The following is a 12,850-nucleotide window of genomic DNA, read 5'->3' as shown; positions in this document are numbered from 1 at the left end:
CTTACCGTTCGGCTTTATGCGAAATTCAACGCGGTTCCTGTTAGACTCAACGGCAGAGATCTCAGGATTTTTGCGCGCCGCCCCGCGTGCACAACTACGCCGCTCCGGCACTTTTCTCAACGATTTTCTGATTAATTATGGCAGATTGATGAAAGTAGTCACTCAAGTTGCAGAACAGCGCAAGGCGCTGGAACAGGCCGTTTCTCAGGCTCTGGAGCTGGCATGCGCCGGTTCCGACGCGGCGGAAGTCGCGGTCACCAAATCGACCGGTATCAGCGTCAGCACCCGCTTCGGCGAGGTGGAAAACGTCGAGTTCAACAGCGATGGCGCGCTGGGCATCACCGTGTATCACCGTCAGCGCAAAGGCAGCGCCTCTTCCACCGATCTCAGCCCGGATGCCATCGCCCGCACCGTACAGGCGGCGCTGGACATCGCGCGTTACACCTCTGAAGATCCCTGCGCCGGCCCGGCGGAGAAAGATTTGTTGGCGTTTGAGGCGCCGGATCTCGATCTGTTCCACCCGACCGAGCTGGACGCCGAGCGCGGCATCGAGCTGGCGGCGCGCGCCGAGCAGGCTTCGCTGGCGGCGGACAAACGCATTACCAACACCGAAGGCGGCAGCTTCAACAGCCACTACGGCATCAAGGTGTTCGGCAACAGCCACGGCATGCTGCAAAGCTACTGTTCCAGCCGTCATTCGCTGTCCAGCTGCGTCATTGCGGAGCAGGACGGCGACATGGAGCGGGATTACGCTTACACCATCGGCCGTGCGATGGGCGATCTGCACAGCCCCGAGTGGGTGGGGCAGGAGTGCGCCCGCCGCACGCTGGCGCGTCTCGCGCCGCGTAAACTGTCGACCATGAAGGCGCCGGTGCTGTTCGCCTCCGAAGTGGCCACCGGGCTGTTCGGCCATCTGGTGGGGGCCATCAGCGGCAGCAGCGTCTACCGCAAATCCACTTTCCTGCTGGACGCGCTCGGCAAGCAGATCCTGCCGTCGTGGCTGACCGTCGAGGAACATCCCCATCTGCTGAAAGGGCTGGCGTCAACGCCGTTCGACAGCGAGGGCGTGCGCACCCAACGGCGCGATATCGTCAAGGATGGCGTGCTGCAAACCTGGCTGATGACCAGCTACTCGGCGCGCAAGCTGGGCCTGCACAGCACCGGCCATGCCGGCGGCATCCATAACTGGCGCATTGCCGGGCAGGGCGCAGACTTCGCCGGCATGCTGAAACAGCTTGGCACCGGCCTGGTGGTCACCGAATTAATGGGCCAGGGCGTCAGCGGCGTCACCGGCGATTATTCTCGCGGCGCCGCCGGTTTTTGGGTGGAAAATGGCGAGATCCAGTACCCGGTCAGCGAGATCACCATCGCCGGCAACCTGAAAGACATGCTGAGCAACATCGTCAGCGTCGGCAGCGATATCGAAACCCGCAGCAATATCCAGTGCGGTTCGGTGCTGCTGCCGGAAATGAAGATCGCCGGCCAGTGATCCTCTGTGCGGTCGGCGTCCGCCGGCCGCGCGTTATCCCGTCTCAACCTTGCTTACAAATCTCCGGTTTCGATTTTGCCCGGCCTTGCCTATGGTAGCGGTGGGTTAACTAAAACAATAACTGGAAGGTGAGCAAACATGCAGAATACCCTGAAAGCGCTGGCGGCGTTGACGCTGCTGGCGGCCAGTTCGCTGGCGGCCGCCGCCGATCTGGGCGACGATATGGACACCCTGGCGGAAAACTACAAAACGGTGCTGAATACCGACTCCGCCGCCACCCTCAAACAGAGCCTGCAGAACATGCGCGCCGCCGCGCAGGATGCCAAGCAGGGCACTCCGCCGAAGCTGGAGAGCAAAGCCGCCGACAGCCCGGAGATGAAAGATTTCCGCAGCGGGTTGGATACCCTGATCGGCCAGATCGATCAGGCGCTGGCGCTGGCCAATCAGGGCAAAGTCGCCGAAGCCAAGCAGCTGGCGCAGGGCTTCAAGCAGACCCGCGACGCCAACCACAAGAAATTCCGCTAACCCGTCAACCGTCGCGCCCGTCTTCCGTCAGATAGGAGGAGGGCGCCTGCCCCAGCACGCGGCGAAACATGGTTGAAAACGCCGCGCTGCTGTCATATCCCATCTCCATGGCCACCTGCGTCACGCTGCGCCCTTCGGCCAGCAGCGCCAACGCCAGCACCACGCAGGCGCGCTGACGCCATTGCGAAAAAGGCAGGCCGGTCTGCGCGCGAAAGAAGCGGCTGAAGGTGCGAATACTCATGTACAGACGAGGGGCCCATTGCTGCGCGGAGTCGTGGGCGTCGGGGTGCTGCAAAAAGGCGCGGCACAGCTCGCCTAGCCGAGGATCGGCGGGCAGCGGGATGTGCAACGGCAAGGGTTGCAGCCGGGCCAGCTCGTGCAGCAGCAACGTCGCCAGCGCCCCGTCGCGTCCCTCCCGCTCATACTCCAGCGGCATGTCCACCGCCGCCATCAACAGTTGGCGCATCAGCGGGGTGACGCTAACCACCTGGCAAACCTGAGGCTGTTCGGCGGGCAACGCGCCCGGTTCGAGGTACAGACTGCGGGTAGTGACGCCGACCATCCTCACCGCGTGCGGCATCTGCGGCGGCAGCCACACCGCGTGCTGCGGCGGGACGATCCAATTGCCTTGCTGTGTGAAAACGTGCATGACGCCGGTGGCGCCGTACAGCAACTGCGCGCGCCGGTGGCTGTGCATCGGCAGCAAATGCCCCGGCGGATAATCGGTGCCGATGGCGATCACCGCGCGCGCTACGTGGTCGATGTCATCAATGCGGACGTTGCGCATGTGTCCCCTTTGGCGGCAGGTTGGCCGAAACGCAATGATAGTTGGCCTTTCATATAAAGCAAGCCAGCGACGGTCGCCCTACTATCGGGGCAGAAAAATAACGCTTGTCCGGGGCGCCGTTATTTTATCGGCCATAAAGCCCGCGCAAGTTTTCACACCGGGGTGAGAAGAAGGTTTTCGTTCTCGCAATACAAGAAGTTAATAAGGAATAAATCGTCATTTTATTCCAACACCTGAAGCAATAGTTCTTAGCGCAGTTCAATGACTATAAGGTGATATTTCATGTATAAGTTCGGTGTGATTGGCGGCGGAGCCGCGGGCATCTCTTTTGCGTATAACTTTATAAAAAATAAGTCGGTTAATCATTGCAAAAGGCCGCTTTCCCTGACGGTGTTCGACAAGCAGGGCTTCAAGGGCGGTATGGCATACAGCAGCGATTTTGACAGCCATATATTAAATATGACGCCGGAAAATATGTCGGCGGATATTTTCGACGATGCGCACTTCGTCGATTGGATCGCCATGCATTTCCCGCAGTTTTGCCATGATCGTTATCCGCCGCGTTGGCTGTATCGGGAATATCTCGATTTTATTCGCGACATGACGATGTATATGGCGGCGGACAGCAACGTGGCGCTGAATTTCGTGACCGCCGAAGTGAATGCCATTGCGCCGCACGAGGCAGGCTATCGGCTGACCACCGCCTGCGGCGCCGCCGAACAGATGAATGCGCTGGTGCTATGTTCTGGGCATAACCCGCCGGAATGTCTCTATCCGGTGGACGGGGTGATCGCTTATCAGGCCCACCGGGATCTGCCGCCGATCAACCCTTACTCAACCATCGGCGTGATCGGCTGCAGCCTGACGGCGATCGACGCCATCGTTGAACTGATGGAGCGCCTGGGGGCCACCGATATCTGCGCCCTGTCGCGTTCGGGCCTGTTCCCCAGCGTGCAACCGGCGTTGATGCGTCCGCCGCCGGAGGCGTTTGTTGAGGGGCTGCGGCGCTTTGTCGCCGGTAACGATTTTATTGATGCGCATCAGTTGGTGCATGCGATCAACGCCGCGCTGGCGCGTCACTATCCGGGGCCGGAACGATTGACGGTGCTCTCGGCGCTGGGGGAAAGGCGCGATTGCTACCGCGATCTGGCGGACAGCCTCGACCGGGCGCGCTTTGCCCGTGAGCACATCTGCAGCTACCTGGCGGCGATCCATCCGACGGTGTGCGCCGCCTGGGTCAAAATGGATGCCAACAACCGGCAGATCTTCATGCGCTTTTACAACTCCTCCTGGATGCGCAATCGGCACGCCATGCCGATCAAGAACGCCTACAAGATCGTGGCGGCGTTGGAGAGCCAACGCCTGCGCGCCTGCGGTGGCCTGGCGGATATCAGCAAGGGGGCGGACGGATTTATCCTTCGTTGCCATGAGACGCGGGTGCATGCGCAGTATCTGTTCAACTGCACCACGCCTTCTTATCAACTGCCGCCCAACCGCCTGAGCCATCAACTGCTGCAAGACGGGGTGGTGCAGGAGAACCTGTTCGGCGGCGTGAAGTGCAACCCGCACACGCTGAAAATCGCCGATCGCCGCGGCCGCGAGCAGCATCTCTACTCGCTCGGCGCGCCCGCCAAGGGCGACCTTTTTTACACCTCGGCGATGGAATCCATCACGCGAGATATCAGCAAAATCGTGTTTAACAACCCTATTTTCAACGCAAAGAAGGCTGAAGCATGAAAAACGTAGCGCTCTTTGTCGGCAACGACATTTTCTCCTGGCTGGTGTGTCAGGATCTGATCGCCGCCCTGAAAGGCGAGTGTGCTTTTACGGTGTATTTCCCTCTGGCGAAAAGCGGCGGCCGCGCCCAGGAGCCGGCGGTTCGCCGCCTGGGGCTGTATGAGCGCGAGGTGCTGAACGATTTCGTGTTCCCGTTCGTTGGCCGCAACGCCGCCGCCTGTGAGGGCGCCTATCAGCCGCCGGCTCTGTTCCTGGCCGCCGCCGGGGTCAAAGCGCATCGCGTTCTCGACATCAATGACGCCGCGTTTATCAGCAGCCTGGGTCATATGGACGGGGTGATTTCTTTGCGCTGTTATCAGAAATTTTCCGCCGACTATGTGCGCGCCTTCAGCCGGCGCGGCAAGCTGCTGTGGAACCTGCATCCGGGTGACTTGCCGCGCTATCGCGGGGTGATGACGCTGTTCCGCGCGATGATGAACGGTGACAAGGACTGTGCGGTGACGCTGCATGAAATGGACGAACATTGGGATGCCGGCCCGGTGCTCGCCCGCCTGCCCGCCGAGCTGCGCCACGACCTGTCGTTCCTGGAAAACATGATGTTGCTGGGCGTGCAGAGCGGCACCTTCCTGGCGCGCCAGCTGATGCGGGCGGAACGGAGCGAAGCGATAGCGGCGGAAAAGCAGGGCGATTCGCGCTATTGGGGCTTCCCGGATGCGCAGACGCTGGCGCAGGCGGAACAGGCGGGCATTGAGCTGGTGGATCACGACGCCGTGCGCGAGCAGTATCTGGGGCTGTTCGTCGGCGATCGTTTCCACCCGCTGGCGGGGCAGTTCTGCGCCGGGTTCGACGACTTCGTGCGGGCGCACGGCCATGATTGAAATGTTAATCGTTCTGGGTGCCGGTTTTCTGACCGGCATCACCACCATTCTGTTCGGCTTCGGCGGCGGCTTTGTGGTGGTGCCTTTCGTTTACCATTTGATCTCCGCCTCAGGCGAGCAGCCCGGCCAGGCGATGCATATTGCGGTGGCGACCTCGACGGCGGTGATGATCCTCAACGCGGGGTACGCCACCCTGACCAACTGGCGCAGCGGCAACCTGCTGCGGGAAACCATCGTGCCGCTGATCTTTTTCATCGGCATCGGCGCGGCGCTGGGCGCGTTTGCCTCCTCGCTGCTGGCGGACGGTGTGATCCGCGTGCTGTTCGTGGCCTATATGGCGGTGACCATCGCTGACTGTCTGTTCCGCCGGGGGTTCCTGACCAAACCGGCGCGCGCTGAACTTTCCCCTGCCACGCTGTGGGGCGGCGGGCCGCTGATCGGCGGCATCGCCACGCTGCTGGGGGTGGGCGGCAGCGTGATGACCGTGCCGCTGCTGCGCCGCCATGGCTATGACATGAAGTATTGCGTCAGCGCCGCCAACCCGCTGTCGATCCCGGTGGCGGTGATCGGGGCGCTGATGTATATCGTGTTGGGATGGCGCGAGATGAGCGGGCCGCAGTATCTGGGCTACGTCAATCTGAACATTCTGGGGCTGCTGGTGGTGGCGGGGATTGCGGGGATCGTGTTTGCCAGGCGCTGTTTGCCGAAGGTGAGCGATGCGCTGCATGCCAAAATCTACGTGCTGCTGCTGATCGCCGTGCTGATCGCTATCTGCCTCTGAAACAGAAAGGGCGGCCGGATGCCGCCCTGAGAACCGCTTAACGGTGGTATTCGCCCGCCGCTTCCGGCTGGTACAGCAATTCCAGCACTTCAATCCGCGCTTCTTCACCGTTCGGCAATTGCCAGGAGATCTGCTTGCCGACGTGCATGCCGAGCAGCGCTGCGCCCAGCGGCGCCATCACCGACAGCTGATCGTGGCTGTCTTTCAGCGAGGCCGGGTAAACCAGCGTGCGCACGTGCTCTTCATCGGTGTGCAGATCGCGAAAACGCACGCGGCTGTTCATGGTCACCACGTTGGCCGGCATTTTCTCCGGCGGCAGGATTTCCGCGCGATCCAACTCGTCGTTCAGCGCGGCGGCGACGTCGGTGTTGGCAAAGGCCGGTTGTTCCAATAGCGCATCCAGGCGTTCCGCATCCAGCTCATTAATAGTAATGATGGGTTTGGTCATTCCACTCTCCAGTCAAATCAAAGGGCGCCAGTCTGTGCACCCATAAATTCGGAAAAACAACACAAAGCAACACCCCCGCGCCAGAGGAGCGGGGGTGTGGGTAATGTCGATTTGTCCCATTGATAGTAGGCGGTTGGGGCGAGAAAAGAAAGAGATCCCGATCACGAAGGCTTTTATCGTCAATCGAGGCAAAAAAAACCGTTAGCCGGGTTATGTAATTGTTATCTCATTTACTTTTTCGCCTTAACGCCGTTTTGCGAAATGGATCTCCGCGCGTCATTCGATTTCCACTTCGAACTGGAAAAAACCGGTCTCCACAGAAAATCTTACCGGGGGTAGGGTAAAGACATCACAGAAAGCGGGTTATTCAGGTGATGCGCTTTACGGCTTACTGATTAATGTGGGATCTAGGGGTACTGAAAAGTGAATGATGGATCTGCTTCGATAAAAGAAATTGAACAATCCGATATCAGCGAAGCCGGTGAGATCACCGCTCGGGTGCTGGCGGATATTACCGCGATGCTGAATGCTGAGAATATTTATACCAATGCGGTGCAGCAACAGATGCTGGAATCGCATATTCGCGCCATGGTGCTGCGCTCAATAACCGGTGAGCCGTTGCCGGAGGTGGATAAATCACTGTTCGACGAAATTTCCGCCGAGTCCATGCAAATGGCGGAGCGCGTGGTGGATCAGTTTGGCACATTGCCTATCGAAGAAGCCTATTTGCTTTCCGTGCACTTCGAAGTGGCGAAAGATAATAACGCATAGCGGTTAACGCATCGATTTCAATCAGGAGAATATACCATGGGTCAAATTACCGTAGTGATCGGCGATCGTTTGGGAAAAGGGCAAAAAGTCGGCCAGGGCGTTGAAAACGCAGGCGGAAAAGCGGTGGTTATCCCCGGCGTGGCGGCGGATATGAAGCTGGGCGACGTCATGAAAGCGGAAAACGCGCAGCTGGGCATCTCTTTTTGCGGCAGCGGCGGCGCCGGCGCGATTACCGCGCAAACCAAATACGGCTACAAAGCCAAATACGGCATGCGTTCGGTGGAAGAGGGCGTGACGGCAATTAACGAAGGCTGCAACGTGCTGGGGTTCGGCTTTATGGATAAAGAAGAGCTGGGCCAGAAACTGGTGGAAGCCTACGTCAAAAAACATGGCAACCCATAATGAAAGAGCAATATACCACATCGGTAAAGGTGGAGGGTAAAGGCGACAGCAAAGCGAAAGCTTTTGCTTCCGCCTTGGCTAATGTGCAGGGCGCGGTATTAAAGTCCACCAACAATATTCTGCTGCGCATCGAGCCGCAGGACGTCAGCGTGGTGAAAGCGGAAGAGAAAATAACAAAAGAGAAATTTCTTTTCTTCTTTTTGCCGCGTGAAAGAAAGAGCTATGCCGTTTCTCTGGAAATAACCGTGAACGTAACCATTATCAATACCGAGAAGGTTGTCTTCGTCACGAAATAAAAACGTTAGCATAAATGAAAGGGTATACTGATGTTTTTAATCATCTTATTTAAATCGATTATTATCGGTGGGCTGGTGGGGGTCGGCGTAGGGGCCGGCGCCGCACGCATGTTCCACGCGCCGACAACACAGGGCATGGGGGCGTTTCGCACCCTGGGCGAGCTGAACTCCTGCGAGGGCGATCCGGCTTCCCACTTCTCATTCGGTCTGGGCTTCTTCTTCAACGCCTGGGCGTCTTCCGTGGCGGCGGGCTCCTTCACGCAGGACGTCGATCACCGCATCATCCCGCACTGGGGCGCGGCGGCCCTGATGGTCAAGAACCGCAATCTGGCGCAAACGCTGCACGATCCGAAAAAAATGGCCATCGCCTGCGGCATCATCGGCATGCTGGTGGTGGCCTTCCTCAATACCACCGCTTCCGCCGTGCCTGCCGCGCTGCAGGTCACCGCGATCAAGGTGCTGGTGCCGGCGGCCAACCTGCTGGTGAACACCGTGATGCCGGTGATCTTCTGGCTGGCGGCGATCGACGCCGGACGCCGTTCCGGCTTCTGGGGCACCATTTTCGGCGGCCTGGCGCAGCTGATCATGGGCAACGCCGTACCGGGCCTGGTGCTGGGCATTCTGATCGGCAAAGGCGTGGAAGAGAGCGGCTGGAACAAAATCACCAAGATCATGATGGCGGTGATCGTGCTGCTGTTCGTGCTGAGCGGCTTCTTCCGCGGCTTCGACATGAAAGTTCTCGAGTCCTTCAGCCTCGGCGTGCCGGGCTGGCTGGACGCCATTCACAACACCCTGAGCGGTAAATAAGGAGCGGGATGATGGAAGAGCAAACCCAAAAAGGCTTCTGGTACGCCGACTGGTCATTCCCGATTTTTGTTGGCCTGCTGTCCTCCGGCGTGTTCGCCGGGACGCACATGTACTACCTGTACGGCATCGGTGCCTTTAACGAAGTGGCCTTCGTCTCCATGCTGCGGGCGGGGATGGATACCGGCGTGTACGGCGCGGTGGCGGCGTTCGGCGCCAGCTTCCTGTTCGCGCGCATCATCGAAGGTTCGCTGGTAGGCATCCTCGACATTGGCGGCGCGATCCAGACCGGCGTCGGGCTGGGCGTACCGGCGCTGCTTTTGGGGGCCGGCATCGTGTTCCCGGTCGCCAACTTCGCCGCTTCGCTTGCTACCGGCCTGATCATCGGCCTGGCGATCGGTTATGTGATCATTCTGGCGCGCAAATTCACCATCAATCAGAGCAACTCCACCTACGGGGCAGACGTGATGATGGGCGCGGGCAACTCCTCGGGCCGCTTCCTCGGGCCGTTGATCATCCTGTCGGCGATGACCGCCTCGATCCCGATCGGCATCGGTTCGCTGCTCGGCGCGCTGCTGTTCTATATCTGGGGCAAACCGATCACCGGCGGAGCGATCCTCGGCGCGATGATCCTGGGGGCGATCTTCCCGGTAGCCATTTCTTAAGAGGCCTGCGCCAGGCGCCGCCCGAAACTGCGGCGGCGCCCGGGCTAACAGGAGCAATGCGGTATGTATGACTTAGTAATCAGAGGCGCCAGACTGGCGGACGATACGCTGATCGATCTGGCGGTGAAAGACGGCAAAATAGCCTCGGTGGGGCGGTTGGCGGCGGACGTCAGCGCCGTTCGCCAGCTGGATCTGGCGGGCAACTGCCGCCTGAGCGCCGGTTGGATCGATGCGCACGTGCACTGCTATCCCGAATCGCCGATCTACCATGACGAGCCGGATCGGGTCGGCGTCGCCAGCGGCGTCACCAGCGTGGTCGATGCCGGCAGCGCCGGTGCCGACGATATCGACGCCTTTTATCAGCTGACGCGCAGCGCCAAAACCAACGTTTTCGCCTTCCTCAATATCTCGCGCATCGGCCTGCTGCGGCAGAACGAGCTGGCGGAGTTGACGGACATCGACAAGCGCGAGGCCGGCCAGGCCATCGCCAACCACCCCGGCTTTATCATCGGCATCAAGGCGCGCATGAGCAGCAGCGTGGTGGGCAAGAACGGCACCCGGCCGCTGGTGTTGGCCAAAGAGATCCAGCAGGAAAACCGCCAGCTGCCGCTGATGGTGCATATCGGTAATAACCCGCCGGATCTGGACGATATCGCCGATTTGTTGACCCGTGGCGACATTATCACCCACTGCTACAACGGCAAACCGAACCGCATTCTGACGCCGGCGGGCACGCTGCGCGAGTCTATCCAGCGCGCGCTGCGGCGCGGCGTATTGCTCGACGTAGGGCACGGCACCGCCAGCTTCAGCTTCGAGGTGGCGCGCCAGGCGATCAAACTGGGCATTTTGCCGCACACCATCAGCTCCGATATTTACTGCCGCAACCGCATGAACGGGCCGGTGCACAGCCTGGCGACGGTGATGTCCAAATTCTTCAGCGTCGGCCTGACGCTGCCGCAGGTGATCGCCTGCGTGACGGAGAACGCCGCGTCGGCACTGCAACTGAGCGGCAAAGGGCGGCTGGAGCCGGGCTATGACGCCGATTTCACGCTGTTTGAGCTGCGCTGCGAACCGCAGGTATTCGCCGACGCCGAAGGGCAAACCGCCGAGGGCGAACGGCTGCTGGTGCCGCTGGCCGCGGTGGTGGCCGGGGAAATCCTATTAACCGAACAAGGGGAGGCAAGCCATGTCTTCGATTTATGAAAAATACGGTTTGAAGCAGGTGATCAACACCTCCGGCCGCATGACCATTCTCGGCGTTTCCACGCCGCGCCAGGACGTGATCGACGCCGTTGATTACGGCCTGAACCACTATTTCGAAATCAAGGATCTGGTCAACAAGACCGGCGCCTACATCGCCGATCTGCTCAACGTGGAAGATGCGGTGATCGTCTCCTGCGCCTCGGCGGGCATCGCCCAGTCGGTGGCGGCGGTGATCGTTAAAGATAACGCCAATCTGCTGGTGAACCTGCATTCGGCGCCGATCGCCGTGCCGCGCGAGATCGTGCTGCCGCGCGGTCACAACGTCAACTTCGGCGCGCCGGTGGATACCATGGTGGCGCTGGGCGGTGGCAAGGTGGTGGAGGCGGGGTACGCCAACGAATGTTCGCCGGAGCAGATTGAAGCCTGCATCACGCCGCAGACTGCGGCGATCCTGTACGTCAAATCGCACCACTGCGTGCAGAAAAGCATTCTGTCCGTCGAACAGGCGGCGGTGGTGGCGCGCAAGCATAACCTGCCGCTGATCGTCGACGCCGCGGCGGAAGAAGATCTGATGTGTTATTACCAGATGGGGGCCGATCTGGTGATTTACAGCGGCGCCAAAGCTATCGAGGGGCCGACCAGCGGTCTCGTGATCGGCAAGAAACAGTACGTCGAGTGGGTGAAGTTGCAATCCGGCGGCATCGGCCGGGCGATGAAGGTCGGCAAAGAGGGCATCCTCGGCCTGACCCAAGCGATTGAAAGCTATCTGACGCTTGAGAAAACCACCGGGCAACAGATGGTGGAGCGGATGACGCCGTTCCTCGACAGCCTCAACACCCTGACCGGCGTCAGCGCCAGGACCGTCTGGGACAGCGCCGGCCGCGATATCGCCCGCGCCGAGATCGCCTTTGACGAAGCGGTGCTGGGGCGGTCGACTTATGACATCGTCCAGGCGCTGAAAACCGGCGATATCGCCATCTACTTCCGCGGCTACAAGGCCAACGAGGGCAAGATTGAGGTCGACGTGCGCAGCGTCGACGAGCGGCAACTGATGACCGTCTTTACCTGTATCAAAAATCTGTTTACGGAGAAACAAGCATGAAGCTGCAGCCTAACTACTATCGCGACCGCGTCTGCCTGAACGTGTTGGCCGGCTCCAAAGCCAACGCGCAGGACATCTACGCCGCGGCGGAAGGCCATGTGCTGGTGGGCGTGCTCTCCAAGAACTACCCGGACGTCGACAGCGCGGTGACCGACATGCTGCGCTATGCGCGCCTGATTGAAAACGCGCTCTCGGTCGGCCTGGGTGCCGGCGATCCGAAGCAGTCGGCGATGGTCAGCCTGATCGCTCAGCAGGTGCAGCCGCAGCACGTTAACCAGGTGTTCACCGGCGTCGGCGTCAGCCGCGCGCTGCTGGGCCAGAACGACAGCGTGGTCAACGGCCTGGTGTCGCCGACCGGCCGCGTCGGTTGGGTGAAGATCTCTACCGGCCCATTGAGCGCCGCGGCGCCGGATGGCATCGTGCCGGTGGAAACCGCCATCGCCCTGCTGAAAGACATGGGCGGCAGCTCCATCAAGTATTTCCCGATGGGTGGCCTGAAGTGCAAGGACGAGTACCAGTACGTAGCCAAGGCCTGCGCCGAGCATGACTTCATGCTGGAGCCGACCGGCGGTATCGATCTGGAGAACTTTGAGTCGATCGTCGAGATCGCGCTGGCGGCCGGCGTGAAACGCGTGATCCCGCATATCTACAGCTCGATCATCGACGCCACCAGCGGCGATACGCGTCCGCAGGACGTGAAAGCCCTGCTGGCGATGACCAAAAAGCTGGTGGGCTGAACGCGTAATGGGATGAGGTAAACGCTGGGAGGCGAAGGTTTTCCCGTGGCGCGGCATGCCGCGCCGTTACCTATAGCCTATAGCTTTCAAGTTGCAGCTAGGCGGCAAGCGCAGGAGCCCCAGGAGCTTACTTAAGTAAGTGACTGGGGTGAAAAATCTGCCGGGAGCAGATTTAAACGCTGCTTGCAGCGGCCCCGAAGGGGTGAGGCCCATGGATGGGCCGAG

Annotated in this window: 15 protein-coding genes; 13 read left to right on the top strand and 2 right to left on the bottom strand. The window is 60.3% G+C overall.

What is annotated here, in order from left to right:
• The first annotated feature begins 148 nt into the window (after window positions 1–148).
• Both pmbA and cybC read left to right on the top strand, forming a co-directional pair.
• Window positions 149–1,489 (top strand): metalloprotease PmbA, encoded by a 1,341-nt coding sequence (gene pmbA / locus ACORQT_RS21735; protein ID WP_033651244.1) that lies wholly within the window; start codon window positions 149–151, stop codon window positions 1,487–1,489.
• A 138-nt stretch (window positions 1,490–1,627) separates the two neighbouring features.
• Window positions 1,628–2,014 carry a cytochrome b562 gene (cybC, locus tag ACORQT_RS21730; protein ID WP_033644470.1) on the top strand — a complete coding sequence of 129 codons (387 nt, stop codon included), beginning with the start codon at window positions 1,628–1,630 and terminating at the stop codon, window positions 2,012–2,014.
• A 4-nt stretch (window positions 2,015–2,018) separates the two neighbouring features.
• Here cybC and ACORQT_RS21725 read toward each other — a convergent pair whose 3' ends face one another.
• Complete coding sequence (locus ACORQT_RS21725) at window positions 2,019–2,801, bottom strand: AraC family transcriptional regulator (protein ID WP_033644472.1); 783 nt, start codon at window positions 2,799–2,801, stop codon at window positions 2,019–2,021.
• 282 nt (window positions 2,802–3,083) lie between these two features.
• Here ACORQT_RS21725 and ACORQT_RS21720 point away from each other — a divergent pair, with 282 nt between their 5' ends.
• From ACORQT_RS21720 to ACORQT_RS21710, 3 genes are read left to right on the top strand one after another with little or no spacing between them, the layout of a single operon-like run.
• On the top strand, window positions 3,084–4,538 hold the full coding sequence (locus ACORQT_RS21720; protein WP_033651245.1) for an FAD/NAD(P)-binding protein: 1,455 nt from the start codon (window positions 3,084–3,086) through the stop codon (window positions 4,536–4,538).
• On the top strand, window positions 4,535–5,416 hold the full coding sequence (locus ACORQT_RS21715) for a formyltransferase family protein (RefSeq protein WP_033644476.1): 882 nt from the start codon (window positions 4,535–4,537) through the stop codon (window positions 5,414–5,416). The genes ACORQT_RS21720 and ACORQT_RS21715 overlap by 4 nt, the downstream gene beginning before the upstream one ends.
• Complete coding sequence (locus ACORQT_RS21710; protein WP_033644477.1) at window positions 5,409–6,197, top strand: sulfite exporter TauE/SafE family protein; 789 nt, start codon at window positions 5,409–5,411, stop codon at window positions 6,195–6,197. The genes ACORQT_RS21715 and ACORQT_RS21710 overlap by 8 nt, the downstream gene beginning before the upstream one ends.
• A 37-nt stretch (window positions 6,198–6,234) precedes the next feature.
• Here ACORQT_RS21710 and rnk read toward each other — a convergent pair whose 3' ends face one another.
• On the bottom strand, window positions 6,235–6,645 hold the full coding sequence (rnk, locus tag ACORQT_RS21705; RefSeq protein ID WP_004936993.1) for a nucleoside diphosphate kinase regulator: 411 nt from the start codon (window positions 6,643–6,645) through the stop codon (window positions 6,235–6,237).
• A 444-nt stretch (window positions 6,646–7,089) separates the two neighbouring features.
• Between rnk and ACORQT_RS21700 the strand changes: the two genes are divergently transcribed.
• From ACORQT_RS21700 to dagF, 8 genes are all read left to right on the top strand, one after another.
• Window positions 7,090–7,416: a glycine dehydrogenase gene (locus ACORQT_RS21700; protein ID WP_089192640.1), complete on the top strand. Its 327-nt coding sequence runs from the start codon at window positions 7,090–7,092 to the stop codon at window positions 7,414–7,416.
• 36 nt (window positions 7,417–7,452) lie between these two features.
• Window positions 7,453–7,818: a glycine-rich SFCGS family protein gene (locus ACORQT_RS21695; RefSeq protein WP_004937000.1), complete on the top strand. Its 366-nt coding sequence runs from the start codon at window positions 7,453–7,455 to the stop codon at window positions 7,816–7,818.
• Entirely contained in the window at window positions 7,818–8,114 is a 297-nt protein-coding gene (locus ACORQT_RS21690; protein ID WP_004937003.1) for a DUF4312 family protein, read from the top strand. Before ACORQT_RS21695 ends, ACORQT_RS21690 begins: the two co-directional genes overlap by 1 nt.
• A 30-nt stretch (window positions 8,115–8,144) precedes the next feature.
• On the top strand, window positions 8,145–8,921 hold the full coding sequence (locus ACORQT_RS21685; RefSeq protein ID WP_004937006.1) for a DUF4311 domain-containing protein: 777 nt from the start codon (window positions 8,145–8,147) through the stop codon (window positions 8,919–8,921).
• Between the two features lie 11 nt (window positions 8,922–8,932).
• Complete coding sequence (locus tag ACORQT_RS21680; protein ID WP_004937013.1) at window positions 8,933–9,583, top strand: DUF4310 family protein; 651 nt, start codon at window positions 8,933–8,935, stop codon at window positions 9,581–9,583.
• Between the two features lie 63 nt (window positions 9,584–9,646).
• Window positions 9,647–10,786: an amidohydrolase/deacetylase family metallohydrolase gene (locus ACORQT_RS21675; protein ID WP_042785442.1), complete on the top strand. Its 1,140-nt coding sequence runs from the start codon at window positions 9,647–9,649 to the stop codon at window positions 10,784–10,786.
• Window positions 10,770–11,888 (top strand): DgaE family pyridoxal phosphate-dependent ammonia lyase, encoded by a 1,119-nt coding sequence (locus ACORQT_RS21670; RefSeq protein ID WP_042785440.1) that lies wholly within the window; start codon window positions 10,770–10,772, stop codon window positions 11,886–11,888. The genes ACORQT_RS21675 and ACORQT_RS21670 overlap by 17 nt, the downstream gene beginning before the upstream one ends.
• On the top strand, window positions 11,885–12,625 hold the full coding sequence (gene dagF, locus ACORQT_RS21665) for a 2-dehydro-3-deoxy-phosphogluconate aldolase (protein WP_042785439.1): 741 nt from the start codon (window positions 11,885–11,887) through the stop codon (window positions 12,623–12,625). Before ACORQT_RS21670 ends, dagF begins: the two co-directional genes overlap by 4 nt.
• The last annotated feature ends 225 nt before the right edge of the window (window positions 12,626–12,850 follow it).

The sequence above is a fragment of the Serratia sp. (in: enterobacteria) genome, from assembly GCF_052400455.1.
In the GTDB taxonomy this organism is placed as follows: Bacteria; Pseudomonadota; Gammaproteobacteria; order Enterobacterales; family Enterobacteriaceae; genus Serratia; species Serratia ureilytica.
Note: the sequence above shows the minus strand (reverse complement) of the source record. Positions and strands in the feature narration are given on the sequence as shown.